The 23,954-nt window shown below is 61.6% G+C and carries 24 protein-coding genes and 1 tRNA gene; 16 read left to right on the top strand and 9 right to left on the bottom strand.

All coding sequences use genetic code 11. The features are described 5' to 3' along the window. Positions 1-18: 18 nt before the first annotated feature. Together smpB and dapA are read right to left on the bottom strand one after the other, a co-directional pair. Positions 19-498 (bottom strand): SsrA-binding protein SmpB, encoded by a 480-nt coding sequence (gene smpB, locus NKI85_RS23265; RefSeq protein ID WP_023719895.1) that lies wholly within the window; start codon positions 496-498, stop codon positions 19-21. Between the two features lie 25 nt (positions 499-523). After that, positions 524-1,405 (bottom strand): 4-hydroxy-tetrahydrodipicolinate synthase, encoded by an 882-nt coding sequence (gene dapA, locus NKI85_RS23260; protein ID WP_352530360.1) that lies wholly within the window; start codon positions 1,403-1,405, stop codon positions 524-526. Between the two features lie 318 nt (positions 1,406-1,723). Between dapA and NKI85_RS23255 the strand changes: the two genes are divergently transcribed. Together NKI85_RS23255 and NKI85_RS23250 are read left to right on the top strand one after the other, a co-directional pair. Continuing rightward, entirely contained in the window at positions 1,724-3,763 is a 2,040-nt protein-coding gene (locus tag NKI85_RS23255; protein WP_352778227.1) for a lytic transglycosylase domain-containing protein, read from the top strand. An 82-nt stretch (positions 3,764-3,845) separates the two neighbouring features. Continuing rightward, complete coding sequence (locus tag NKI85_RS23250) at positions 3,846-4,733, top strand: alpha/beta fold hydrolase (RefSeq protein WP_352530362.1); 888 nt, start codon at positions 3,846-3,848, stop codon at positions 4,731-4,733. Between the two features lie 299 nt (positions 4,734-5,032). On the opposite strand, the gene NKI85_RS23245 is transcribed toward NKI85_RS23250, so the two are convergent. From NKI85_RS23245 to NKI85_RS23230, 4 genes are all read right to left on the bottom strand, one after another. Beyond that, a complete protein-coding gene (locus NKI85_RS23245) occupies positions 5,033-6,091 on the bottom strand; it encodes a tyrosine-type recombinase/integrase (protein WP_502900685.1) in 1,059 nt (352 codons plus the stop codon). A 239-nt stretch (positions 6,092-6,330) separates the two neighbouring features. Further along, the gene (locus NKI85_RS23240) at positions 6,331-7,512 is read right to left on the bottom strand and encodes a porin (RefSeq protein ID WP_352530364.1); all 1,182 of its coding nucleotides are present in this window, start codon (positions 7,510-7,512) and stop codon (positions 6,331-6,333) included. A gap of 97 nt (positions 7,513-7,609) precedes the next feature. After that, positions 7,610-7,861, bottom strand: a complete 252-nt coding sequence (locus NKI85_RS23235; protein ID WP_352778134.1) for a GIY-YIG nuclease family protein — start codon at positions 7,859-7,861, stop codon at positions 7,610-7,612. Between the two features lie 94 nt (positions 7,862-7,955). Then, positions 7,956-8,046 (bottom strand) — tRNA-Ser (locus NKI85_RS23230). 449 nt (positions 8,047-8,495) lie between these two features. Between NKI85_RS23230 and NKI85_RS23225 the strand changes: the two genes are divergently transcribed. Next, complete coding sequence (locus NKI85_RS23225) at positions 8,496-9,647, top strand: porin (protein ID WP_352778132.1); 1,152 nt, start codon at positions 8,496-8,498, stop codon at positions 9,645-9,647. A 199-nt stretch (positions 9,648-9,846) separates the two neighbouring features. On the opposite strand, the gene NKI85_RS23220 is transcribed toward NKI85_RS23225, so the two are convergent. Then, the gene (locus NKI85_RS23220) at positions 9,847-11,499 is read right to left on the bottom strand and encodes a tetratricopeptide repeat-containing sulfotransferase family protein (protein ID WP_352778130.1); all 1,653 of its coding nucleotides are present in this window, start codon (positions 11,497-11,499) and stop codon (positions 9,847-9,849) included. Positions 11,500-11,618: 119 nt separating this feature from the next. Between NKI85_RS23220 and NKI85_RS23215 the strand changes: the two genes are divergently transcribed. Further along, a complete protein-coding gene (locus NKI85_RS23215; RefSeq protein ID WP_352778128.1) occupies positions 11,619-12,731 on the top strand; it encodes a pyridoxal phosphate-dependent aminotransferase in 1,113 nt (370 codons plus the stop codon). A gap of 32 nt (positions 12,732-12,763) precedes the next feature. Here the strand turns inward: NKI85_RS23215 and NKI85_RS23210 are convergent, their stop codons facing one another. Further along, complete coding sequence (locus NKI85_RS23210; protein ID WP_352530372.1) at positions 12,764-13,264, bottom strand: MarR family winged helix-turn-helix transcriptional regulator; 501 nt, start codon at positions 13,262-13,264, stop codon at positions 12,764-12,766. A 201-nt stretch (positions 13,265-13,465) separates the two neighbouring features. Between NKI85_RS23210 and NKI85_RS23205 the strand changes: the two genes are divergently transcribed. From NKI85_RS23205 to NKI85_RS23150, 12 genes are all read left to right on the top strand, one after another. After that, positions 13,466-13,744 carry an acylphosphatase gene (locus NKI85_RS23205; RefSeq protein WP_352530374.1) on the top strand — a complete coding sequence of 93 codons (279 nt, stop codon included), beginning with the start codon at positions 13,466-13,468 and terminating at the stop codon, positions 13,742-13,744. A 156-nt stretch (positions 13,745-13,900) separates the two neighbouring features. After that, positions 13,901-14,554, top strand: a complete 654-nt coding sequence (locus NKI85_RS23200) for a TetR/AcrR family transcriptional regulator (RefSeq protein ID WP_352778126.1) — start codon at positions 13,901-13,903, stop codon at positions 14,552-14,554. A 56-nt stretch (positions 14,555-14,610) separates the two neighbouring features. Continuing rightward, on the top strand, positions 14,611-15,774 hold the full coding sequence (locus tag NKI85_RS23195; RefSeq protein ID WP_352778124.1) for an isovaleryl-CoA dehydrogenase: 1,164 nt from the start codon (positions 14,611-14,613) through the stop codon (positions 15,772-15,774). A gap of 81 nt (positions 15,775-15,855) precedes the next feature. Beyond that, on the top strand, positions 15,856-16,248 hold the full coding sequence (locus tag NKI85_RS23190; protein WP_352778122.1) for an AbrB/MazE/SpoVT family DNA-binding domain-containing protein: 393 nt from the start codon (positions 15,856-15,858) through the stop codon (positions 16,246-16,248). Continuing rightward, positions 16,245-16,628, top strand: coding sequence for a type II toxin-antitoxin system VapC family toxin (locus NKI85_RS23185; protein ID WP_352778119.1), 384 nt, complete (start codon positions 16,245-16,247; stop codon positions 16,626-16,628). Before NKI85_RS23190 ends, NKI85_RS23185 begins: the two co-directional genes overlap by 4 nt. Before the next feature lie 4 nt (positions 16,629-16,632). Then, complete coding sequence (locus NKI85_RS23180; protein ID WP_352778117.1) at positions 16,633-18,240, top strand: carboxyl transferase domain-containing protein; 1,608 nt, start codon at positions 16,633-16,635, stop codon at positions 18,238-18,240. A 1-nt stretch (position 18,241) separates the two neighbouring features. Beyond that, a complete protein-coding gene (locus NKI85_RS23175) occupies positions 18,242-18,772 on the top strand; it encodes an O-acetyl-ADP-ribose deacetylase (protein WP_352530386.1) in 531 nt (176 codons plus the stop codon). An 80-nt stretch (positions 18,773-18,852) separates the two neighbouring features. Then, positions 18,853-19,263, top strand: coding sequence for a hypothetical protein (locus tag NKI85_RS23170; protein WP_352530388.1), 411 nt, complete (start codon positions 18,853-18,855; stop codon positions 19,261-19,263). 43 nt (positions 19,264-19,306) lie between these two features. After that, positions 19,307-19,675, top strand: coding sequence for a hypothetical protein (locus tag NKI85_RS23165; protein WP_352530390.1), 369 nt, complete (start codon positions 19,307-19,309; stop codon positions 19,673-19,675). Between the two features lie 36 nt (positions 19,676-19,711). Next, a complete protein-coding gene (locus NKI85_RS23160) occupies positions 19,712-20,086 on the top strand; it encodes a hypothetical protein (RefSeq protein WP_352530404.1) in 375 nt (124 codons plus the stop codon). Between the two features lie 30 nt (positions 20,087-20,116). After that, positions 20,117-20,500 (top strand): hypothetical protein, encoded by a 384-nt coding sequence (locus NKI85_RS23155; RefSeq protein WP_352530392.1) that lies wholly within the window; start codon positions 20,117-20,119, stop codon positions 20,498-20,500. A 111-nt stretch (positions 20,501-20,611) separates the two neighbouring features. Then, positions 20,612-22,594: an acetyl/propionyl/methylcrotonyl-CoA carboxylase subunit alpha gene (locus NKI85_RS23150; RefSeq protein WP_352778114.1), complete on the top strand. Its 1,983-nt coding sequence runs from the start codon at positions 20,612-20,614 to the stop codon at positions 22,592-22,594. A 99-nt stretch (positions 22,595-22,693) separates the two neighbouring features. On the opposite strand, the gene NKI85_RS23145 is transcribed toward NKI85_RS23150, so the two are convergent. After that, positions 22,694-23,815 (bottom strand): branched-chain amino acid ABC transporter substrate-binding protein, encoded by a 1,122-nt coding sequence (locus tag NKI85_RS23145; RefSeq protein ID WP_352530396.1) that lies wholly within the window; start codon positions 23,813-23,815, stop codon positions 22,694-22,696. Positions 23,816-23,954 lie beyond the last annotated feature (139 nt).

Below are 23,954 nucleotides of genomic sequence, written 5' to 3'. Positions count from 1 at the left end.
CGCTTCGCGGACCGCTCCTCACCCTCGCTCTTTCAGCAGCCGGCCCTTCTCGCGCGACCAGTCGCGCTGCTTTTCGGTCTCGCGCTTGTCGTGCAGCTTCTTGCCGCGGCCAACGGCGAGCAGCACCTTCGCCCGCCCTTGGTCGTTGAAATAGATTTTTAGCGGCACCAGCGTCATGCCTTCGCGGTCGACGCTCTGCGACAGCTTGGCCATCTCGCGCTTGTTGAGCAGGAGTTTGCGGCGGCGGCGCGGCTCGTGGTTGAAGCGGTTGGCCTGCAGATACTCCGGCAAATAGGAGTTGATCAGCCAGATCTCGCCGCCCTCGACCGAAGCGTAGCTGTCCTGGATGTTGGCCTGGCCCTGGCGCAGCGATTTAACCTCGGTGCCGGTCAGCACCAGGCCGGCCTCGATCGTGTCGAGCACCTCATAGGAAAACCGCGCCTTGCGGTTTTCCGCAACGGTCTTGTTGTTGGGATCGGCTTTTCTGACTTGATTCATGATGCGGAGAGGTGGCGCCTCATCCCTAGTTTATCAAGCCGGCGTGCTTCATCGCCGCGTCGATCTTCTCGGCGGTCGACGGCTCGACCGTCATCAGCGGCGAGCGCAGCACGTTCTCGACCTTGCCCAGCTTCGACAGCGCATATTTCGCGCCGGAAACGCCGGGTTCCAGGAAAATCGCCTTGTGCAGCGGCAACAGACGGTCCTGCAGGTCGAGCGCCTTGACGCTGTCGCCGGAAAGCGTCGCCTCCTGGAATTCAGCGCAGAGCCTGGGCGCGACATTTGCCGTCACCGAGATACAGCCGACGCCGCCATGCGCGTTGAAGCCGAGCGCCGAGGCGTCTTCGCCGGAGAGCTGGATGAAATCCTTGCCGCAGGTGGCGCGCTGCTCCGAAACCCGCTCGACCTTGCCGGTGGCATCCTTGACGCCGACGATGTTCTTGAAGTCGTGCACCAGCTGGCCCATCGTTTCCGGGCTCATGTCGATCACCGAGCGCGGCGGAATGTTGTAGATGATGATCGGCAGGCTGGTCGCCTTGGCGACGGCGGCGAAATGCGCATAGAGGCCGCGCTGCGTCGGTCTGTTGTAATAGGGCGTGACGACAAGGGCCGCGTCGGCGCCCGCCTTCTCGGCATACTGGACCAGGCCAACCGCCTCTTCGGTGTTGTTGGAGCCGGCGCCGGCGACGACCGGAATCCGTCCCTTGGCGACCTCGATGCAGACCTTGACGACTTGGCGGTGCTCGTCGTGCGACAGCGTCGGCGACTCGCCGGTGGTGCCGACCGGGACCACGCCCGTGGTGCCTTCGGCGATCTGCCAGGCGATGAACGCGCGAAAGGCTTTCTCGTCGAAACGGCCGCTCTTTTCGAATGGTGTGACGAGCGCGGTCAGCGAGCCTCTCAGCATGTCGTCCAACTCCTTGGGACTAGCGCATGACCAGGAAAATCGCAGTCGATTTTCGCTGGGGATCATGCACCAAATTTAAAGTGCTACAGCGTCCTTTGCGCGTCTGAGAAGACGCACGGTTTTGTCGTGCGCGCCTTCTAGCCGAAAGCGAAGCGGCGCACCATAGTCTCGACATTGTTGCGCGGCAAGCATTGCGCCAGCAATCGCAATTCGAACGTCCTCGACAAGGTTTTCTTTACGGGCCCTTCATCACAGACGAATAGGCTTCAATTCGTCTGTGCCTGCTGTAACGTCGAAGAACAGGAAATGACCAGATCCATGCCGACCAGGCGGCCTCATCTTTTCGCGCTTCTCGGCGCGATCGTCGTGCTGATTCCCGGCGCGGCGATCGGCAGCAGCGTCGATGTGCAGGTCACGTCGGCGATCCCGATGACGGAGCCGCAGAACGATGCGCTGCAGCAGTCCCCGTCGCTGTCCGCCAGCGTCGCGGCGCTGAAGAGCGGTCTCGATGCGCTGGCGGCAAACGACATTCAGCGCGCGCGCCAGGTGCGCGAGGCGCTGCCGGCCAAGTCGCTCGACCGGCACATCCTTGCCTGGGCGATCGCGCTCTATGGCGGCGACCAGGTGCCGAGCGGCGACATCGCCGATGCGGCAAAGATGCTGCCGAACTGGCCGGGTACGATCGCCTTGCGCAAGAACAGCGAGCGCGCGCTCTATCGCGAGAACCCGACGCCGCAGATCGTGGTGCGGGCGTTCGACGGCAGCCAGCCGCTGACCTTCGAGGGCGTGGTGATCCTTGCCCGCTCCTATGTAGCGCTAGGCGATACCAAGGCGGCGCGCTCGGTGCTGTCGCCATTCTGGCGCACCGAAAAGCTCGAAGCCGGGGACGAGGCGGCGGTCATCCGCGAGTTCGGTGCGCTGATCCCGGCCGCCGACCATCGCTTCCGCATGGAGCGCATGTTCTATGCCGACCGGGTCGCTTCGGCGCTGCGCGTCGCCGGTCTCGCCGGCGCCCAGCAATTGGCCGACGCCTGGGCGGCCGTCAGCAAAGGCGACAAGAACGCAGCCAAGCTGCTGAAGGCGGTGCCGGCAGCGCAGCGGGCGGCCGGCTATCTCTTTGCCGAAGCCGAATATCTGCGCAAGCAACAGAAATTTTCCGACGCCGCCGCGCTGGTGATGAAGGCGCCGGGCGACCGTGACGCTCTGGTCGATGCGGATGCCTGGTGGGTCGAGCGCCGGGTGCTGTCGCGCGAGCTGGTCGACCAGGGCGACATGAAGACCGCCTACAGAATAGTCGCCGCGCATGCCGCCGAAAGTCCCGCCAATGCCGCCGAGGCGGAGTTCCATGCCGGCTGGTACGCGCTGCGCGGCCTCAACGACCCCAGCACCGCCACCAAGCATTTTGCGCGAATCGCGGAGCTCGCCCAGGCACCGATGTCGCTGTCGCGCGCCTATTACTGGCTCGGCCGCGCCGCCGAAGTCGGCGGCCCCGGCAATGCCAAGGATTATTTCAGCCGCGCCGCCAGCTACGGCACGACCTTCTACGGCCAGCTCGCCGGCGAGCGCGTCGGCCGGCAGACCCTCAACATCGTCTATCCCTCGCCAAGTGCCGGCGACCGCCGGAATTTTGCCACCCGCGAGGCGGTCAGCGCCATCAAGCGGCTGCAGGAGGCCGGCTATGACCGCTACGCCGAAACGCTCTATCGCGACCTTGCCGGGCAGCTGACCAGCCCCGGCGAACTGGCGCTGCTTGCGGTGTTGGCGGAAAGACAGGGCAACCATTTCATGGCGCTGAAGGTCGGCAAGATCGCCGGTGCGCGTGGCATCGACGTCGGCGCGCTGTCGCATCCGCTCGGCGTCATTCCCGACACCGCCAACATCTCCGGCTCGGGCAAGGCGCTGGCCTATGCGATTGCCCGCCAGGAAAGCGAGTTCAACATCGGCGCCGTCTCCAGCGCCGGCGCGCGCGGACTGCTGCAACTAATGCCGGGCACTGCCAAGCAATTGGCGAAGAAGGCCGGCATGACATTTTCTCAGGCCCGGCTGACCACCGATGCCGGCTACAATGCGACGCTGGGCGCTGCCTTTCTCGGCGAGCAGCTCGGCCGCTTCGACGGCTCCTACGTGCTGACCTTCGCCGGCTATAATGCCGGCCCCACCCGCGCCGCCCAGTGGGTGGCGAAATACGGCGATCCGCGCGGCAAGGACGTCGATGCCGTCGTCGACTGGATCGAACGGATTCCCTACACGGAAACAAGAAGTTACGTCCAGCGCGTGATGGAGAATTACGAGGTCTACAAGATGCGTATCTCCGACAAATACGACATTGTCGGAGATCTGGTGAACGGCCGAGGCTGACGACGGGGCGTCAGGCGAGGCTGGCGATCCTTCGCGCCCTCGCCTTTAGCAACCGGCATAATCCAGTGGGAGCCAAGTCGAAATGTCGCGCGGGTTTTCCGATTTCTTCTACGCCGCGCCGGACGGGCTGTCCCTGCACGCCCGCATCTACGGCGAAGCGAATTCCGGCCATTGGCCAGTCGTTTGCCTGCCCGGCCTGACCCGCAATTGCGGTGATTTCCACGAGCTGGCGCTTTATCTGTCGACGCAGGCGAAGCGCAGGGTCGTTGCCTTCGACTATCGCGGGCGCGGGCAGTCCGCCTACGATGCCGATATCGGCCATTACAATATCGGCATCGAAGCTGGCGATATTCTCGCCGGGCTGGCGGCGCTGAGCATTGAGGAGGCTGCCTTCATCGGCACGTCGCGCGGCGGACTGATCATCCATGTGCTCGGCGCGATGCGGCCGGCCGTGCTGAAGGCCATCATCCTCAACGACATCGGCCCGGTGATCGAGCCGCAAGGTCTCGCCCATATCCGCTCCTATCTCGACCCCACGCCCGGGCCGAAGGCGTACGCAGAGGTGGTCCGCGGCCTGCGAAGCACCCATGGCGCGGATTTTGCGGCGCTGACCGATGCGGATTGGGAGCGGATGGCATCAGCCCTCTACCGCGAGACCGAGGAGGGATTTCTGCCCGATTTCGATCCGAAACTGGTCGAGACGCTGGCGGGCCTCGACCCCAGCCGGCCGCTGCCCGATCTGTGGCCGCAGTTCGACGCGCTGGCGGCGATCCCGATGCTCGTCATACGCGGCGCCAACTCGAAGCTGCTGTCGGCCGAAACACTCGAGCAGATGCGGACGCGCCATACCGATATCGAGACGATCACCGCCGACGGCCAGGGGCATGCACCATTCCTCGAGACCGGCAACCTGCCGGGCAGGATCGCTGGTTTTTTCAATCGAGCCGAGCGGCGGGGCGGCTGGAAGTAAAACTCGACGGGGTGAAGTAATTCAGGCGCTCGTTTTGCGTCGGTCAAAGCATTCTGGCAGCGATTGACAGTTCCGCTTGCAATTTTGGGGAATAATTTTTTCCATGTCGGCGCTGCCCCTCATCCGCCTGCCGGCACCTTCTCCCCGCATAGCGACGGGGAGAAGGGGATGGCCGCAACGCTCGAGATTAGCGAAATCTTTCGTGAAGGCGCCTTTCTCCCCGTCACTCTACGGGGAGAAATGCCCGGCAGGGCAATGAGGGGCGGCGCAAACCTGAGCGGCTGCCTGATATCAAGCCGTCAGGATTTGGCGCTTCTCTTCGCGGGCTTTGGGGCCTTGCTTGCGACCGGCTCGCTTTTTGGTTCGCGTCTTGCCGGAGGTGGAGAAGACAAAGGACTTGCCCCGCCACTGTCCGCGCCACTGCACCGCGGCGTCTCCAGCACGGTGACGCAGCCATCGAGGTCGTTGGTGGCCAGATGCGCATAGCGCATGGTCATCGACAGCGTCTGGTGACCGAGCCACATCTGTACGCGCCTGATGTCGATGCCGCCCTGGACGAGACGCGAGGCGCAAGTATGGCGCAATATATGCGGCACGACCTGATCGTCGGCGCCAAGCCCGACTTCGGCCTTAGCATCGTTCCAGATGGCGCGAAACTGCGCCTGGCTGAGCTTGGTGAACGGGCCTTTGGGCCGGCGGCCCTCGCTGGCCGGCAGCTTGATCACCTCTTTTACCCGCTCGGTCATCGGAATGGTGCGGCTGCGGCCGGATTTGGTGATCCAGAAACTGACGCGGTGCTCCTGGATATCGTTCCAGATCAAGCCCAGCGCTTCGCCCAGGCGGCAGCCGGTGTCGACCAGAAAGACGGAAAGCCGATAAGCGTCCTCGCTGCGGCTCTTGATGGCGGCGAACAGCCGGGCCTCCTCGTCCCTTTCGAGGAAACGAATCCGTCCCGCCCGCTCCTTCTGGCGGCGGAACTCGGGCAGGCTGTGGATATCCCCCATCTTGTGGGCCTTGCGCAGCAGTTTGCTGAGGGCAGCCATCTTCCGATTGATGGTTGCGTTACTGTTGCCGCGCTGGCGCAAGGTGCCGATAAGGTTGTCGAGGGTGCTTTGGTCAAAGGCGCTGAAACGCTCCCCGAGGAGAATCTCGTCTATTTCGCCGATGAAAGAGCTGACATTGTATTTATGCCGCCCGTCATCCCAAAGTACGTCCCGGTATGCTGAAAAAAGTTCTCCAATCCTATGCGACTTTACTTCTCGTATCTTGTTGTAACTGTATTTTATCTTTGCAGTTTGAGAAGAAAACATCGAAAAATGATCAGAGGTTCCTCCCTCTTGAATCGCATCGTTCGTCATTATTCGCCACACCCCCGGGTGGATAGGCCTAGACCTACCTGCTTGGCGGTGCCCTTTCAAGAGTTTTAAGCGTTGCGGCCGATTTCATCCACCAGCGGCGGATCCCAACGACATCGTTCCACAACCCTGTTCAGCCACCGAACCCCCTTTTTCCTTCTGTTTGCTACCAGTCGCGAAAACAAAAACAGCCCGGACGTTAAAGCGCCCGGGCTGGATTTCACTTGCCTTAAGTCCAGCCCTTAGAACGAGCGCTGGAAGCGGAGGAAGCCGCCAACGGCGTTTTTCTTGTCCGCCGGGATGCCGGTCCAGTTGTATTCATAGGGACCGATGCCGTCGAAGCTTGAGACCTTATGGCTGTTGTGAGCATAGTCCACTTCGGCCGTGATCGTGAAGCCGGGAACGATGTCGTAGGCGATATTGGCCGCGACGCCAGCTTCCTTGGCTTCGTCATACGACGCCTGAAGGTTGAACGAGGTCTTCTCGTTGATGGTGTAAGTACCACCGCCCCAGACTGCCCAGTTACCGCCCCACTGCTTGTAGTAATTGCGCGGAGCGTTGTCGTCAGTGCCGTAGCCGGCCATCAAGAACAGCGACAGGTTCTGCATCGGCGTCACGTCGAGGCGAACCTTGCCGGCCCATTCTTCCAGGCTGCTGTCATAGGCAACAACACCGCTGATGGATCCCCAACCCTGCGTGTACTTCACGCCGCCAACTACATACGGAACATAGCTGTCGATCGAGTCGTGACCGAAATTGAGGGCGCCACCGTCAACGACAAAGCCTTCACCGGTTTCCAACGAAGCCACCGCCGAGAAGCCGTTGCCGGCATCGAAGTAATACTGGACGACATTGGTGTCGAACCCGCCGTAGGGAACGATCGTATCCTGAATGACGTTGCCGGCGTAGCCGGTGAACGTATTGAAGGCTGTTTCGTCCTTACCGACGCGAAGACCACCGAGCTGAACCCAGGCGAAGTTCAGCGAAACGCCTCTGCTGCCAAAGTCGGAAAAGCCGGTGTCGTCATAGTGACCCGTTCCCCAGTTGAACCGGGTCTCGGTGTAGGTCTTCAAGGTGCCCATCTCGGTTTCCTGGCCGGTGTAGGTCCTCAGCGTGAAGCGAGCCTGCTTGTAATAGCCGTCGTTGACGTTGTCTTCGCCATTCAAGGCATCCTTAAGGTCCTGGTACCTGGCGCCGTCGAACGAGCCAGCCTGGCCAGCGCTGATGTCATAACGGACATAGCCGCCGATGCGCAGGCAGATTTCGGTGCCGGGGATGTAGTAGTAACCAGCGCCGTAGACGTCGCAAATCTTGACGTATTCAGCGGGTTCCGGCTCGGCGACGACGACGGCGTCGGCGGCGCGCGCACCGGAAACTGCGATCAGTGCCGCAGCGGAGCCGAGAAGAAGGCTCTTGATGTTCATTTTCTGACCTCCAGTCAGAATCGAGGGCGGAGGTCGACGAAAAGCAGCTCGTTGGGCCGTTTTTATTTACATTTCAAACAGATAAGTCCTAAGTCCGTCAGTGAGGCCCTGTTGGCCAAAAACGTTTACTCGCAAAGGCCTTGCCCGAACCGGTCTTGAAATATCGCTCGAGTTGCCGTGCGTTGGCCTCGGTTTCAACCCCGATGTAGGCCTTCAAGATTACAGGCAGATAAGCCTTAGTCGAAGTCACATGGCCGGATCGGTGCGTATCAAAACGGCGTCGAAGATCGTTGGTCGATCCGACATAAACATCGCCGTTACGGAGTTGCAGGAAATAGACGTACCACATGGTCCCCCTACGCTACTTCGTAGCTTCGGGCGACACCCTACGCCCAAAATGCGGTTTCGGGTGGCCTGCCACCCGAAGCCCGCAGGGCGTAGGGTGGCGGAGAGGATGGGATTCGAACCCACGAGAAGCTTTTGACCTCTACTCCCTTAGCAGGGGAGCGCCTTCGACCACTCGGCCACCTCTCCGTTGCGCCGGTGGATAAAGAAAAGCGCCGGCACAATCAACAAGCTGGCGCTATTATCCTTGAAAAATCGACCCTTCGCCAAAGCGCCGCCCAGCGATATGGCGATTCTGCGGCAATTCCCTGGTTCGCGACTCGGGCCATGGTCACATTTCGGGCCGACCATCGCCGGAATCCGCCGTTCGCAACGGCTTGCCAAGGGCTGTTGGTTAACGGGAGCTTTCGGAGTGAGGCCAAATCGTGTCATTTGTGCAACAACGCCGGGGTATAGCGTCAACACAAACCTTTTGCCGGTACGATCGTGGTTGAACGCCGTCGTCTCATGGGTAATGTCGGGTTTGAAGGAGCGGCGCGGTGCGCATCTTTTTCGGTAGTGGGGATGGGGCAGGGAACGCTGTCCTTCAGCAAAGAATACCCAGACCCGTTTTTTAACTTTTGACTGGAGGTCAGAAAATGAACATCAAGAGCCTTCTTCTCGGCTCCGCTGCGGCACTGATCGCAGTTTCCGGTGCGCGCGCCGCCGACGCCGTCGTCGTCGCCGAGCCGGAACCCGCTGAATACGTCAAGATTTGCGACGTCTACGGCGCTGGCTACTTCTACATCCCCGGCACCGAAACCTGCCTGCGCATCGGCGGCTACGTTCGTTACGACATCGGCGTCGGTGACGTTGGCTCGTTCGACGGTGCAAAGACCACCGATCAGCAGGACGGCGACTCGCAGGATACCTACTACAAGCACGCCCGCTTCACGCTGAAGACCTGGACCGGTCAGGAAACCGAGCTCGGCACCTTGAAGACCTACACTGAGACCCGTTTCAACTGGGGTAACCACAACGATTACCTTGATGACAACTTTAATGGCGGAACGAGTGTTTCGCTGAACTTCGCCTGGGTCCAGCTCGGTGGTCTCCGCGTCGGTAAGGACGAATCGGCCTTCGATACGTTCATCGGCTACGCCGGCAACGTCATCCAGGATACGCTGGTCCCCTACGGCGGCTTCGACACCAACGTCGTCCAGTACTATTTCGATGCGGGCAACGGCTTCTCGGCCGTGGCCTCATTGGAAACCGGTTCGGGCAGTGCCGCTGCGGATCCTGGCATTTTCCAAGACAGCAACAGCGGCAATGATTCCATCGACAGCTATGTTCCGTATGTAGTCGGCGGTATCAAATACACGCAGGGCTGGGGCTCGATCACCGGCGTCGCCGCCTACGACAGCACCTGGGAAGAGTGGGCCGGCAAGGTTCGCCTCGACGTGACGCCGATACAGAACCTGACACTGTTCGTCATGGCCGGTTACGGTTCGGACGACAACATCGACCGCAACTTCTACAAGCAGTGGGGCGGCAACTGGGCAGTATGGGGTGGTGGTACCTACACCATCAACGAGAAGACCTCGTTGAACCTCCAGGCATCGGTTGACGACGACAAGAACTACGGCGTCGCTGCGAACGTAGCCTACGATATCGTTCCCGGTTTCACGATCACTGCCGAAGTCGATTGGGCCCACGACGGTCAGTTTGACAAAGCCTACGATCGCAACTGGACCAATGCCGACGACAAGGACAGCATCGGCGGCATGCTCCGCTTCCAGCGCTCGTTCTGACGAACTGAGCCTGATTGAAATCTAACCCGGCGGGCAACCGCCGGGTTTCTTGTATTACAGCGGCGCGACCATCAAGTCGCGTGACACATGGCGCCGCAAATATGGGCCGCGATCATTTCTCTGTCGGTGCCTAGAAATTCTGCATGCTGGAACTCAGCCGGAACCTGCGGTCCACGCAATGTGGACTGCCAGCTCCAAATCAAATCTCGGCGAGGTCGCCAAGCGACCGGATCAGCGGCTGGATTGTGCCCTCATACTTTTTCCAGCGCTTGACCGATGATGTATAGATCGGCTGCCGCACCTGCCAGCGGCTGGGGGTATTGACCGACCTGTCCTTCTCGAAAAAGCGCAGGCAGGAATCATCCCAGGGCAATCCAAGATGATCGATGAGACGGCGCGACTGCGTCTCCTGATCCGCGATCAACATCTCGTAGTGGTTCTCGAAAATACGTCCCGGCATGATCTTATCCCAATGCCGCATCAAGCGATCATACTCGCGATAATACAACCCGAGCATCTCAAGGTCGGCGTTGTAACTGTGATCCTTGGTGAAATTCAAGACGAAGCACGAGACGCAATTGTCGATGGCATCGCGGCGGCAATGAACGATGCGCGCGTTGGGAAAGAGAATTCCGATCAAGCCGACAAGCTCGAAATTATGAGGCATCTTGTCGACGATGCGGAGCGCTGCAGGCGCGTGTTGACGCAGATAGGACAGATATTCTTCGGCCAGCGCTCTCGACCGATCCTTCGTTATCGACATGATCGAACTGTGCAAGGCCTCATTCGTCTCCATTCTGAAACCAATCAAGCCCGCCATTCGCCGTAACTTCGTAAGCTCCCCGGCGCCATGAACATTTGGGTGGCTCGCGCAGATTTGCTCGGTCAGCGTCGTCCCCGACCGGGGCATGCCCAGCACAAACACAGGCACTTCGGACGGACTGCCGTGGCCAGCCTTGGCTTCCAGCAATGACGGGCTGAATATCTCGATCATGGAATCGACATAGCGGCGGAAGGACTCTAGGTCGAAACCACGGCCAGCGGCCTTTTTTGCCTTCTGGAAGTGATCCATCGCCTCTTCATAACGCTGAAGATCGTTCAGCACTTTGCCTGCGGCGTGATGGAGCTGCGATGCAACATCCGGGTCAAGCTTGGGATTGGAGAGTTCGCTCAGGATAAAGTCGAGCTCGGCAGGTTTTTCGGTGAACTTGCGCGTGTCGACCAGGCTATTGTAGGCCTCTCCAACATCGACGCGACGTTCGATTGCCTGCTTCAGATACGCTCCGGCTTCGTCCATGCGACCGACGCTGGTGAGTGCAGCAGCCAGACCTGTCCGGACCATGGGATGATCGCTGTTGATCTTTAGCGCCTTCTCGTAAAGGGGCAAAGCCATCTCGGCCTTGTCGAAGTTGACGTAGGCACGCGCCAGTCCGCAAAGCGCTTCCACCAGATCGGGCTTCAATTCACAGGCGCGCTGCAGGTGCCCGATCGCAAGCAAGCTGTCGCCGAGCTTCAGACCGACCTCTCCCAGGCTGAGGTGGAAATACGGATTTTGGGGTGCGTGGCTTGCCGCCCGCGCGAAATACTGGAGAGCCAACTCGTCATCGACACCTAACCCCAGCGTGCCGAGGATGTATAGGGAAAGCGGGTGGTTGGGCGTGCGGGCGAGAACGCGATGGCATAATTCCTCCGCCTCCGGGAGCCGCTTGGCTTGCTGAAGTTCGAGCGCCTGTCGCAGCAGCATGTCGTCAGCTTGCGCGCGCGACGGCGGTTTCACTTTCGGCGGCTGCACTTTCGGCGTCGGGCGAGACTTTATATGCTTGGACCAGGCAGGCGGCAGTCGGTTGCTCATCATGTCTCGCTAGCAAAATGATCCGCGAGAATCCAGCCTAACTGTTCCCGCCGGCCGCGGAACTTGCGCCAGCCAAGCCGGCAGGTTAGCAAGAGGCCCCTTTCGAACGAGCCTTTGCCATGCGCCTGCGCCCTCCCCTTACGCCGCTTATCGCCGCCCTTCCCTCTACGGTGCCGTTTGTCGGCCCGGAGGCGCAGGAGCGTGATCGCGGCCGCGCCTTTCGCGCCCGCATCGGCGCCAATGAGAGCAGCTTTGGCCCCTCCCCGCGCGTCGTTGCCCGCATGGCCGAGATTGCCGGGGACATGTGGATGTATTGCGACCCCGACAACCACGATCTGAAGGTGGCCGCCGCCGGGCATCTCGGCGTCGGCGCCGAAAACGTTGTCGTCGGCGAAGGCATAGACGGGCTGCTCAGCCTGGTGGCGCGCATGTATGTGGCGCCCGGCGACGCGGTGGTGACCTCGCTCGGCGCCTACCCGACCTTCAACTTCCATATCGCCGGCGTCGGCGGCCGGCTGGTCGCGGTGCCTTACGAGAACGACCGGGAAAACCTCGACGGCCTGCTGGCGGCAGTCGCCAGGGAGAAGGCGCCGCTGGTCTACCTGTCCAACCCGGACAATCCGATGGGCAGCTGGTGGGAAGCGTCTGAGCTCAGCCGCTTCATTGAAGCCTTGCCGGAAACCACCATGCTGGTGCTTGACGAGGCCTATGGGGAATTAGGGCCAGCCTCAGCGCTGCCGCCGATCGATGTGGCGCGGCCGAACGTCATCCGCATGCGCACCTTTTCGAAAGCCTATGGACTGGCGGGCATACGCTGCGGCTATGCGGTGGCCGAAGCCCAGGTGATTCGCGATTTCGAGAAGATTCGCAACCACTATGGCGTCAGCCGCATGGCGCAGATCGCCGGTGTCGAGGCGCTTGCCGATCAAGACTGGCTGGAGGGCGTGGTGGCGCGGGTCGCCGCCGGCCGCCTGCGCATCGCCGGAATAGCCGAGGCGAACGGGCTGAAGCCGCTGGCTTCGGCGTCCAATTTCGTCACCATCGATTGCGGCCGCGACGGCGCCTTCGCGCTGAAGGTGTTGCAGGCGCTGTTGTCGCGCGACGTGTTCATCCGCAAGCCGATAGTGCCGGTGCTCGACCGCTGCATCCGGGTCAGCGTCGGCCTCGACCACGAGCTCGACATTTTTGCCGAGGAACTGCCGGGCGCACTGGCGGCAGCACGGGGGAACTGAGGGGCGCAACGCCCCGATTCCAGTGCTGCCCGCTATTTCTCCCCGAGCAGGCGCATGACCCGTTTCAGCGCATCCGATAGTTCGGCAGCCTGTTCATCGGCCAGACCGGCCGTCAGTCGGGCGAGATCGCGATCCGCCGCAGCCTGAAGCCTGGCGAGTTCCGCATTGCCCTGAGCGGTCAGCGACACGACGTGTCGACGCCGATCGGCTGGGTCGGTGCATGTCTCGGTCAGGCCGGCGGCGGCGAATTTCCTCAGGACGCGTGTGACATAGGCCGGATCGAGCCGGAGTTCGGCAGCGATTTCGGAGGCCGCCGGCCCGAGATCGAGGTGGAACGCCCGCGCAAGAAACCCTGCCTCACCGTCGCTGTTGGCGGCAGCACGGGATCGGTGGCCCAATTCGAACAGCAGCCTCGCCTCGCCCAGCGTATAGGCGCTGTGCGTCAAGGTCTCGTCGAGCAGCCCAATCAGGCACGTATAGTAGCGGTTGAAGCCGCGGATCTCGGTAACAAGGGCATTCCGTTCGGCCGGCATGTCGACCTCCTTCGGGGGAAGACCGCTCCCGTCGAACTATGATCGCCTATTATTTGACTTAGTCAATCATTTGATGGAGCACGCCGCCTGTCTCGCAATGCGAAGCTGGCGAACCGCGACCGGGAGAGACCTTCGATCCACGCTGCGCGGTTGAATTTGCATGGCGATGCGCCAGACTCGACTCAAAGGATGGAGAGCGCGATGAACGACCGGACGGTGCAGGTACGCATATATGGCAAGGTGCAAGGCGTCAGCTACCGGGTTTGGGCGCGGCGCGAGGCGTCTGGACTTGGCCTTGCCGGCTGGGTGCGCAACGAAGTTGACGGCTCGGTGACAGCCTTGATTGTAGGGACCGATGCGGCGGTCTCCACAATCATCCAACGGCTTTGGCAAGGGCCGCCAGGGGCAACGGTTTCGAAGGTTGACGTCGAGGAGATCGAGGCTCGCGACATGTCCGCGGGTTTCAGGATTGTTGCCTAGCAAGGCATGATCCTGCTCATTCGCTTCCTCGCACAAAATCTCTACGGTGCAGATACAAGGGGCAGCGCAAACCTGACGCGATTGCCCTGCCCGGACATGGCTCGGCCCTTGAATTAATTGAACGTTTGTTTTATTATGTCGTGAAAGGTGGCTATCGTGGCGCGCACGACCGGTTCCGACGGCGAAAAGACCGAAGCTGCGGTCCGCGAGGCGGCGGTCAGCCTGATTGCGTGCCTTGGCTATGAGGCGATGTCGATGCGCCAGCTGGCGGCCGAAGTCGGCGTCCAGGCGGCGGCGCTCTATCGCTATTTTCCGACCAAGCAGGACCTTCTGTTCACGCTGATGTTTGAGCATATGGAAGACTTGATCGAGGCGTGGCGTGCGGCGCACCCTGTCGGCGCCGATCCGGCAACACGGCTTGCCGCCTATGTCGAAAACCACATCGCTTTCCATATCGAACGCCGCCATTCCACCCATGTCTCGAACATGGAGCTGCGCAGCCTGTCGCACGAAAAACTCGCGCAGATCCTGCGCATGCGCACGGCCTACGAGAAGGAGCTGCGCGCTATCCTGCGCGACGGCGTCGAAGCGGGCTTGTTCAGCGTCGAAGACACCGGGCTCACCGCCATGGCGCTGATCCAGATGATGACCGGCGTCATCGTCTGGTTCCGGCCGGGCGAACGGCTGTCGATCGCCGAAGTCACCGCTACATATCTAGCAATGACAATGCGCCTTGTTGGAGCAAAGCGCGGTGGCGCGACACCGAGCTACGACGCCGTGCGTCCATTCGAGCGCTCAAGGACGCTGTAGCACTTTGATTTCGCGCATGATCCCGATTTTCGGGGTCGTGCGCCGGGAGGAACGGCATGTACACGCAGACGCTCAACTTCGGGCTTGACGAAGACATCGAGGCGCTACGCGACCTGGTGCGGCGCTTCGCCCAGGAGAAAATCGCACCGATCGCCGCCGAGATCGACCGCTCGAATGAATTTCCGGCACATCTGTGGGCGGAGCTCGGCGGGCTTGGCCTGCTCGGCATCACCGCCGATCCCGATTTCGGCGGCAGCGGCATGGGCTATCTCGCCCATGTCGTCGCGATAGAGGAGATTTCGCGCGCCTCTCCCTCGGTCGGCCTCTCCTACGGCGCCCATTCCAACCTCTGCGTCAACCAGATCAACCGTTGGGCGACGCAGGCGCAGAAGGAAAAATATCTGCCTTCGCTCTGCAGCGGCGAAAAGGTCGGCGCGCTGGCGATGTCGGAATCCGGCGCCGGCTCCGATGTGGTGTCGCTCCGCCTGCGCGCCGAAAAGCGCAACGATCGCTATGTGCTCAACGGCACCAAGATGTGGATCACCAACGGGCCGGATGCCGAGACGCTGGTCGTCTACGCCAAGACCGATCCGGAACTCAATTCGCGCGGCATCACCGCCTTCATCGTCGAAAAAGCCTTTGCCGGTTTTTCCGTGGCGCAAAAGCTCGACAAGCTCGGCATGCGCGGCTCGAACACCGGCGAGTTGGTGTTCGAGGATGTCGAAGTGCCTTTCGACAATGTGCTGCACGAGGAAGGGCGCGGCGTCGAGGTGCTGATGTCAGGCCTCGACTACGAACGCGCCGTGCTTGCCGGCGGCCCGATCGGTCTGATGGCGGCGTGCCTCGATGTGGCGATCCCCTACGTGCACGAACGCAAGCAGTTCGGCCAGCCGATCGGCGAGTTCCAGCTGGTGCAAGGCAAGCTCGCCGACATGTATGCGACGATGAACGCCGCGCGCGCCTACGTCTATGCCGTAGCCGCCGCCTGCGATCGCGGTGAGACGACGCGCAAGGATGCCGCCGGCTGTGTACTGTTCGCCGCCGAAAAGGCGACACTGATGGCGCTAGACGCCATCCAGCTTTTGGGCGGCAACGGCTACATCAACGATTACCCGACCGGCCGGCTTTTGCGCGACGCCAAGCTTTATGAGATCGGCGCCGGCACCAGCGAAATCCGTCGCTGGCTGATCGGGCGAGAAATCATGGCGGAGGGCGCGTAATGGCATTCTTTTGAGTTTTGCCAGAAGCCGCACGATGTGGCATACTTCGGAAGATGTACCATAATCGAAGTGAGACGAACGATGGCGGGCAGAACGGGAAAATCCGGATTTGACGAAGATCCGCAAGCACGATTCGATCACAGAACTCGCAAATCGCCGCTTCGGGTTCCGGCGAAACGCGAGCGCGTCAAGCTTGGCGAGGGCGGGCGCTTCGTCATCCCTGCTCCAATGCGCGAGGAGATGGGCGTGAAGCCTGGCGAGGACATGATGCTGCATGTCGAAAACGGCGAGCTGCGGGTAAGATCGTGGCTACAGAATCTGCGACGCGTTCAGGCCGAATTGTCGGCGCTGAAACAGCCCGGTGAGAGCGTCGTCGACGAATTTCTGAAGGAGCGGCGGGAAGAGCAGCATCGAAGCGACAAGCGTCTGGACCGGCTTCACGCCGAAGGGACGACGGGAAAGCGGGCGAAATGAAGCCCTACGTCATGGACAGTTCGGCGGCGCTCGCAATCCTGCTCAACGAGCAAGGCACCGATAATGCTTTGGGATTCGCGCCGGATGCACAATGCAGTTCGATCAATGCGGCCGAAATCATCGCCAAGCTGATCGACAAGGGACGCAGCATGGAACAGGCCGCGGACGACCTCGCCAGTCTCGGCATGCCGATCGCCGTTTTCGACGAAGCGATGGGCATCGCCGCCGGGCAGCTTCGCCAACTGACGCGGCATCGCGGCTTGTCGCTAGGCGATCGGGCCTGCCTCGCGCTGGCAATTCGCGAGAACGCCATTGCCGTCACCGCCGACCGCGACTGGGGCGACCTGGATGTCGGCTGCAAGATCGAGCTGATCCGGTAACGCCATGGCCACCCTCACCTCGCAGATCTCGCCCGCCTCCGATATCTTCCGCGCCAATGCCGAGCGCATGCGGGCGCTGGTCGCTGATATTGTTGAGAAAGCGGCCACGGTCGAACGCGGCGGCTCGGAAGATGCGCGTGAGCGGCACGTCGCCCGCGGCAAGCTCCTGCCGCGGCAACGTCTCGCCCAATTGCTCGATACCGGCTCGCCCTTCCTCGAAATCGGCCAGTTCGCCGCGTGGTCGATGTATGGCGAGGACATCCCGTCGGCCGGCCTCATCGCCGGCATCGGTCGCGTCGAAGGCACCGAAGTCATGGTCGTCGTCAACGACGCCACGGTGAAGGGCGGCACCTATTATCCGCTGACGGTGAAGAAGCATCTGCGTGCACAGGAGATCGCATTGCAGAACAATCTGCCTTGCGTCTACCTGGTCGACAGCGGCGGTGCCAATCTGCCCAACCAGGACGAGGTGTTCCCCGACCGCGATCATTTCGGCCGCATCTTCTACAACCAGGCCAACATGTCGGCCGCCGGCATTCCGCAGATCGCCTGCGTCATGGGTTCGTGCACGGCGGGCGGCGCCTATGTGCCTGCGATGTCGGACGAGACAATCATGGTGCGCAACCAGGCAACCATCTTTCTCGGCGGCCCGCCGCTGGTGAAGGCGGCCACCGGCGAGGACGTCACCGCCGAGGACCTCGGTGGCGCCGACGTGCATGCAAGGTTTTCCGGCGTTGCCGACCACTATGCGCTCGACGACGAGCATGCGCTGGCCATATGCCGGCGTATCGTCAAAAACCTGAATCGGAACAAGACTGTAAACCTGGCCTTGCAGAAATCGATTCCGCCGCTTCACGATCCACATGAACTCTACGGCATCGTGCCGACGGATCTGCGCCAGCCTTACGACGTGCGCGAGGTGATCGCCCGCATCGTCGACGGCTCCGAGTTCGATGAGTTCAAGCAGAATTACGGCACCACGCTGGTCACCGGCTTCGCCCACCTCAACGGCATGCCGGTCGGCATCATCGCCAACAATGGCGTACTGTTTTCGGAAAGCGCGCTGAAGGGCGCGCATTTCATCGAGCTGTGCTGCCAGCGCAAGATCCCGTTGATCTTCCTGCAGAATATCACCGGCTTCATGGTCGGGCGAAAATACGAGGCCGGCGGCATCGCCAAAGACGGCGCCAAGTTGGTGATGGCGGTCGCCACCGCCAAGGTGCCGAAGGTAACGATGATCATCGGGGGCTCGTTCGGCGCCGGCAATTACGGCATGTGCGGACGCGCCTATTCGCCGCGCTTCCTGTGGATGTGGCCGAATGCCCGCATTTCGGTGATGGGCGGCGAACAGGCGGCAACGGTGCTGGCCGTCGTCAAGCGCGAAGGCATCGAGCGCAAGGGCGGCGAATGGAGCGCCGAAGAGGAAGCAAAATTCAAGAAGCCGATCCTGATGAAATACGAGCATGAAGGCCACCCGCTCTATTCGTCGGCAAGGCTCTGGGACGACGGCATCATCGATCCGGCCAAGACCCGCGACGTGCTGACGCTCAGCCTGTCGGCCGCGCTGAACGCCGAGATCGAGGAGACCCGGTTCGGCGTGTTCAGGATGTGAGATGAGCGAAGTCGGCCAGAGGATTCGGGTTCACACCGGCGACATCACGAAGCTGGCGGTCGATGCCATCGTCAATGCCGCCAATACCTCTCTTCTGGGTGGCGGCGGCGTTGATGGCGCCATCCACCGCGCGGCCGGTCCCGAGCTTGAATTCGAATGCCGGATGCTGAATGGCTGCAAGGTTGGCGAGTCAAAACTCACCAAGGGTTACAGGCTGCCGGCACGCTATATCATCCATACGGTCGGACCGGTCTGGCAAGGCGGCGCCAAAGGCGAGGCCGATCTGCTCGCCTCCTGCTATCGCCGGTCACTCGAAATCGCCGCCGCAAAGGACTGCCGGACGGTGGCGTTTCCAGCGATCTCGACCGGCGTCTACCGCTATCCTAAGGATCAGGCGACACAAATTGCTGTCGGCACTGTGAGTGCCTTCATCGGCCAGAACATCGTTCCGGAAACCGTCATTTTCTGCTGCTTCGACGAGCCGACGGCCGAACTGTATCAGCGGGTAGTTGCTGCACTCGGCAGGGTGTGACCCTGCGCGGGCGACAAACCCGTCCACATCTCCAGACTATTTTTGCTTGTTGATCTGGCCAGCCGAAAGAATCACGGCTATTGATCATCGCAAATACCAATGGGGATTGGGCGAAGATGAGACGGCGGCTTTTCCAGGAAACAACTGCGTCTATACTTGCGGGGTTGCTTATATTAGCGACGCCTGGCATCGGTGCAGCGGAGTCGCTGGCTGGGAAAGTCGGCGATAAGCGTTCCTTCGTGTATCTCCCTCAGCAAGGTTCGGAAGGCAATTGTAGACAGGCCTACAACGCCAACGTGGCTGCGGCCGGTCATTCCGCCTACGCATCAACCATCACCGGAGCAAGGGTCCTATATTTCGTCTGCGGCGTGCACATTAACGCACTGTCGCAGAAGGCTGCCGAAGCGCTCGCGCTTAAGTCATGCGAAGCCGGTCGCAAGAAGTTCACAGTGGACATGGTCGGCGGCTGCGGCGTAGTCGCTTCCAAGTAGCTGCGGCAGCAACGGGTCGGATAGCAATGGGGATGGGGCGAAGATGAGACGTCGGCTTTTTCAGAAAACAACTGTATCCATATTTGCAGGATTGCTGGTGTTAGCGGTGCCCGGCATCGGAGCAGCGGAGTCGTTGGCGGGCAGCAAGGGCGACAGCCGCTATCCCGTCTATTTCGCGCCTGGCTCGACGGGAGGCTGTCAGAAGGCATACAGGGCCTATGTGGCGACCGGCAGCCATTCCGCTTATGCGTCGACCCCATTCAATTGGGCGACCGAGTTCATGATTTGCGCGCGTGCGAATGCAACGTCGCAAAAAGCTGCAGAGGCGCAGGCGCTCAAGTCCTGCCAGTCGGCCAAGAAGAGCTACAAGGTCACAACCGCGGGAGCTTGCAGCATCGCTGCCTCCAAGTAGGAGATGCTGTTGGCGTTCGCTCTTCCAGGGGGAAAAATGACACCGAGACACGTCAAAAGTACAATCACGTCGATACTTGCCGGCTTTCTTGTATTCACGGTACCTGGCATCGGAGCGGCGGAATCGTTGGCGGGAAGCAAGGGCGAGACCCGTTTCTATCCCTATTTGCCGCAGAACCCGAAGGATCCATGTACCAAGGCTTACAAGGCCTATGTAGCGGCCGGCGGCCATTCAGCCTATGCAAGCACTCCGTATTCCCGGGTGCGTTCGCTGTACATCATCTGCGGCTCGCGCTTGAATGCACCGTCACAGCAAGCTGCCGAAGAGTTGGCGTTGAAATCCTGTCAGGCCACCCGCAACAGTTACAAGGTTACGACAGGCGGAGGTTGCGAAATCGCGGCCTCCAAGTAGACGAATATCTGCCAGTTTTGGGTTTTTCAAATGGGTTGGGCAATGAAATCTTTATCCATCACACGAGCAACCATATCGGTGCTTGCACTGCTTGTGGCCGCTGCACCGAATGTCGGCGCCGCGGAATCGCTGGCTGGAAGCAAGGGCGACGTCCGTTTCTACCCGTATTTTCCGGCAACCGCGGATCGGCCGTGCACCAAGGCATATAAGGCCTATGTGGCGGCCAGCGGCCATTCAGCCTATGCGACCACACCGTATTCCCGGGTGCGTTCGTTGTACATCATGTGCGGCTCGCGCTTGAATGCGCCCTCGCAAAAGGCCGCCGAGGATATGGCGATGAAATCCTGCCAGGCCACCCGCAGCCATTACAAGGTCACGACCGGGGGAGCTTGCGAAATCGCGGCCTCCAAGTAGGCAGGCCTCGCTTGCCTATCCTTTGACGGCCAGACTACAAACGGGGCATTGCCGCAGCTCGCGTAAAGAGAATTCGCGCCGTTGGCGGCAAGCTCTGCCTGTGGAGGCCCGATGCTCGCCAAGATCCTGATCGCCAACCGCGGAGAGATCGCCTGCCGGGTGATCCGCACGGCACGCAGGATGGGTGTGCGCAGCGTCGCCGTCTATTCCGAGGCCGACGCTCACTCCTTGCATGTCGAGATGGCCGACGAGGCGGTGCATATCGGCGCCTCTCCCGTCAACGAAAGCTATCTGCGCGGCGACAAGATCATCGCAGCGGCGTTGGCCACGGGTGCCGAGGCCATCCATCCGGGCTACGGCTTCCTCTCGGAAAATCCCGACTTCGTCGACCAGGTGGTCGCGGCGGGGCTGATCTTCATCGGCCCGTCGGCGGCCTCGATCCGTGCCATGGGATTGAAGGACGCGGCCAAGCGGCTGATGGAAAAGGCCGGCGTGCCGGTGGTGCCGGGCTATCACGGCGAGGCGCAGGAGATCGTGCTGCTCGCCTCCAAGGCGCGCGAGATCGGCTACCCCGTACTGATCAAGGCGCGCGCCGGCGGCGGCGGCAAGGGCATGCGGCGCGTCGAGCATCCCGATGATTTTTCGGAAGCACTGTCGGGCGCGCGGCGCGAGGCGAAAGCCGCTTTCGGCGACGACCGCGTGCTGGTCGAGAAATATGTCGACAAGCCGCGCCACATCGAGGTGCAGATATTCGGCGATAATTTTGGCAATGTCGTGCATCTCTACGAGCGCGACTGCTCGGCGCAGCGCCGCCACCAGAAAGTGATCGAGGAGGCGCCCGCCCCCGGCATGACCCAAGCGCTACGCAAGGCAATGACCGAGGCGGCGGTAAAGGCTGCCAAGGCGATCAGCTATTGCGGTGCCGGCACGATCGAGTTCATCGTCGATGCCTCGCAAGGTCTGAAGGCCGACCGTTTCTGGTTCATGGAGATGAACACCCGCCTGCAGGTCGAGCACCCGGTGACCGAGATGGTCACCGGCACCGACTTGGTCGAGTGGCAGTTGCGGGTGGCGTCCGGCGAAAAACTGCCGAAAACGCAGAGCGAGATCTCGCTGTCCGGCCACGCCTTCGAGGCGCGCATCTATGCCGAGGACGCAGCAAGAGGGTTTTTGCCGGCGACAGGCACCTTGCACCATTTGAAATTCCCGCAGGCGGCACCGGAGGGTGCGAGCATGCGCATCGAAACCGGTGTGCGGGCCGGCGATCCGATCTCGCCGTTTTACGACCCGATGATCGCCAAGCTGATCGTTCATGGCAAGGACAGGCGGGCGGCGCTCATCGCACTCGGCACGGCACTGTCGCAGACCGAAATCGCCGGCTCGACGGTCAACACTGCCTTCCTTGCCGCGCTAGTCGCAAATGCGGATTTTTCGGCGGGCGATGTCGACACCGGGCTGATCGCCAGGCATCAGCAGGCGTTGACAGCGGTTCCGCCGCCGAGCGGCGAGACGATTGCCGCAGCAGCACTTGCCGCGTCCGGTGCGGCCGTGCCGTCCTCGAACGATCCCTGGTCGTCACTGGCCGGCTATGCACATTTCCACGCTGTGGCGCGGCGGACGCGGCTGAAGTTCGGCGAGCAGGAGATCGTCGCGCGCGTGTCGGTGCGGCCGGACAGGCGGTTCGAGGTGGCGCTGGACGCGCCCTATGACAGCGTCAATTCGCATGATCTGCGCGCCGCGCCTCGCCTCGCCCGCTGGCCGGGCCACGTCACCGTCTTCGAAGGCGCCATCGGCTACGGTTTTGCCGTGCCGGACCCGCTGGCGCGAGCCGACGAAGCCGCCGCTTCCGGCAGCCTGCGCGCGCCGATGCCGGGCCTGGTCAAGCTGGTGCGTGCGGCCAAAGGCGAGACCGTGATCAAGGGCCAGCCGCTGCTGATCCTGGAGGCGATGAAGATGGAGCACACCATTGCCGCCCCCCATGACGGAGTTATCGCCGAGATCGCTGCCGAAGGCGCGCAGGTCACCGACGGAACCGTGCTGGTTCGCTTTACCGAGGAACCACAGCTGACCGCAGTTTCCTTATCCACGAAGTGATCTCAAACGCGTCACAAAGGCATCGCCAAGAACAACATGGCCGGGTTTGACCCCCGGCCATGTTCGATTACACCAGCGCAGCTTGCGGCGCCGCGGTCATTACGGCTGGATCGGGGCGTATTTGCCGTCGTGCCACTGGTTGATGTCGTAGCTGGCGTTCTTGAGGTCGCCCTTCTCGTCGAAGGTGACCGGACCGACAACCGTGCTGATCGCCTGGCCGTTCTTCAACGCTTCGGCGACCTTGGCCGGGTCGTCGCTGCCGGCGCGCTTGATGCCTTCGGCGAAGGCCTGGATCACCGCATAGGAAAACAGCGTGAAGCCCTCCGGCACGAAGCCGCCGGCCTTGATCTTGGCGATGGCTTCCTTGGCTTCGGGCTTCGCCTGCGGATCCGATGGGAAGACGAACATGGTGCCTTCGCCGGCCGGACCGGCAACCTGCCAGAATTCCGGCGAAGCGATCGAGTCCGGCATGATCAGCTGGAACTTGAGGTTCTGCTCCGCCGACTGGCGCAGGATGAGGCCGGCTTCGGGGTGATAGCCGCCGAAATAGACGACATCAGCCTTCAGCTCCTTGAGCTTGGTAACAAGCGCGGAGTAGTCCTTCTCGCCGGCGTTGATGCCCTCGTAGAGGATCTCGTTGAGACCGTTCTGGTTCATCGTTGCCTTGACGGCATCGGCCACGCCCTGCCCATAGGCGCTCTTGTCGTGCATGATGACGACGTTCTTGCCGGCATATTTCTTGGCGATCCATGGACCGATGAAAGCGCCCTGCGCATCGTCGCGCGTATAGAGGCGCATGATCGTCGGCCAGCCGGCCTTCGCCGCTGCGTCGGTCAGCACCGGGTTCGAGGAAGCCGGACTCATCATCAGCGCGCCGGCTTCGGCGTAGACAGCGGAGGCCGGGATGCTGGAGCCCGAGCAGGCGTGGCCGTCGATGAACTTGACACCATTGGCGATGATGCGGTTGGCGACCGAAACCGCCTGCTTCGGATCGCACTGGTCATCCTCGATGTCGAGCTTGATCTGACGGCCATCGACACCGCCAGCCGCGTTGATCGCGTCAGCGGCGGCTTGCGCGCCCTGCTTGAACTGATCGCCGATGGTGGCAAGCTGACCGGTCATCGGTCCGACCACCGAAAAGGTGATGTCGTCGGCGAAGGCGACCGGCGCGGTCATCATCAGGCCAAATATGGCTGCGCTCAAAATACTGAATTTCTTCATGGTGACACAATTCCTCCACTCTCGCGGGGGCGGGCCCGCCCCCCCCGTTAAGAGGGGGGGGGGGGATTTATACCTGAACCGCCCCCGGGGGTTTTAAAAAAAAACGCCCCCCCCCCACAAGCCGCAAAAAAGGGTGGCG

The sequence above is a fragment of the Mesorhizobium sp. M0571 genome, assembly GCF_040320985.1.
In the GTDB taxonomy this organism is placed as follows: domain Bacteria; phylum Pseudomonadota; class Alphaproteobacteria; order Rhizobiales; family Rhizobiaceae; genus Mesorhizobium.
This window is presented reverse-complemented; position numbering and strand designations above follow the sequence as displayed.

Bases quoted from the DNA above. Each gene is read 5' to 3' on its own strand.
- NKI85_RS23250 (WP_352530362.1), top strand. From the start codon at position 3,846: ATGTCGCGCGGGTTTTCCGATTTCTTCTACGCCGCGCCGGACGGGCTG.
- smpB (WP_023719895.1), bottom strand. From the start codon at position 498: ATGAATCAAGTCAGAAAAGCCGATCCCAACAACAAGACCGTTGCGGAA.
- dapA (WP_352530360.1), bottom strand. From the start codon at position 1,405: ATGCTGAGAGGCTCGCTGACCGCGCTCGTCACACCATTCGAAAAGAGC.
- NKI85_RS23215 (WP_352778128.1), top strand. From the start codon at position 11,619: ATGCGCCTGCGCCCTCCCCTTACGCCGCTTATCGCCGCCCTTCCCTCT.
- NKI85_RS23235 (WP_352778134.1), bottom strand. From the start codon at position 7,861: ATGTGGTACGTCTATTTCCTGCAACTCCGTAACGGCGATGTTTATGTC.
- NKI85_RS23210 (WP_352530372.1), bottom strand. From the start codon at position 13,264: ATGCCGGCCGAACGGAATGCCCTTGTTACCGAGATCCGCGGCTTCAAC.
- NKI85_RS23245 (WP_502900685.1), bottom strand. From the start codon at position 6,091: ATGACGAACGATGCGATTCAAGAGGGAGGAACCTCTGATCATTTTTCG.
- NKI85_RS23225 (WP_352778132.1), top strand. From the start codon at position 8,496: ATGAACATCAAGAGCCTTCTTCTCGGCTCCGCTGCGGCACTGATCGCA.
- NKI85_RS23165 (WP_352530390.1), top strand. From the start codon at position 19,307: ATGAGACGTCGGCTTTTTCAGAAAACAACTGTATCCATATTTGCAGGA.
- NKI85_RS23145 (WP_352530396.1), bottom strand. From the start codon at position 23,815: ATGAAGAAATTCAGTATTTTGAGCGCAGCCATATTTGGCCTGATGATG.
- NKI85_RS23220 (WP_352778130.1), bottom strand. From the start codon at position 11,499: ATGAGCAACCGACTGCCGCCTGCCTGGTCCAAGCATATAAAGTCTCGC.
- NKI85_RS23205 (WP_352530374.1), top strand. From the start codon at position 13,466: ATGAACGACCGGACGGTGCAGGTACGCATATATGGCAAGGTGCAAGGC.
- NKI85_RS23155 (WP_352530392.1), top strand. From the start codon at position 20,117: ATGGGTTGGGCAATGAAATCTTTATCCATCACACGAGCAACCATATCG.
- NKI85_RS23240 (WP_352530364.1), bottom strand. From the start codon at position 7,512: ATGAACATCAAGAGCCTTCTTCTCGGCTCCGCTGCGGCACTGATCGCA.
- NKI85_RS23185 (WP_352778119.1), top strand. From the start codon at position 16,245: ATGAAGCCCTACGTCATGGACAGTTCGGCGGCGCTCGCAATCCTGCTC.
- NKI85_RS23255 (WP_352778227.1), top strand. From the start codon at position 1,724: ATGCCGACCAGGCGGCCTCATCTTTTCGCGCTTCTCGGCGCGATCGTC.
- NKI85_RS23190 (WP_352778122.1), top strand. From the start codon at position 15,856: ATGGCGGGCAGAACGGGAAAATCCGGATTTGACGAAGATCCGCAAGCA.
- NKI85_RS23175 (WP_352530386.1), top strand. From the start codon at position 18,242: ATGAGCGAAGTCGGCCAGAGGATTCGGGTTCACACCGGCGACATCACG.
- NKI85_RS23150 (WP_352778114.1), top strand. From the start codon at position 20,612: ATGCTCGCCAAGATCCTGATCGCCAACCGCGGAGAGATCGCCTGCCGG.
- NKI85_RS23195 (WP_352778124.1), top strand. From the start codon at position 14,611: ATGTACACGCAGACGCTCAACTTCGGGCTTGACGAAGACATCGAGGCG.
- NKI85_RS23160 (WP_352530404.1), top strand. From the start codon at position 19,712: ATGACACCGAGACACGTCAAAAGTACAATCACGTCGATACTTGCCGGC.
- NKI85_RS23180 (WP_352778117.1), top strand. From the start codon at position 16,633: ATGGCCACCCTCACCTCGCAGATCTCGCCCGCCTCCGATATCTTCCGC.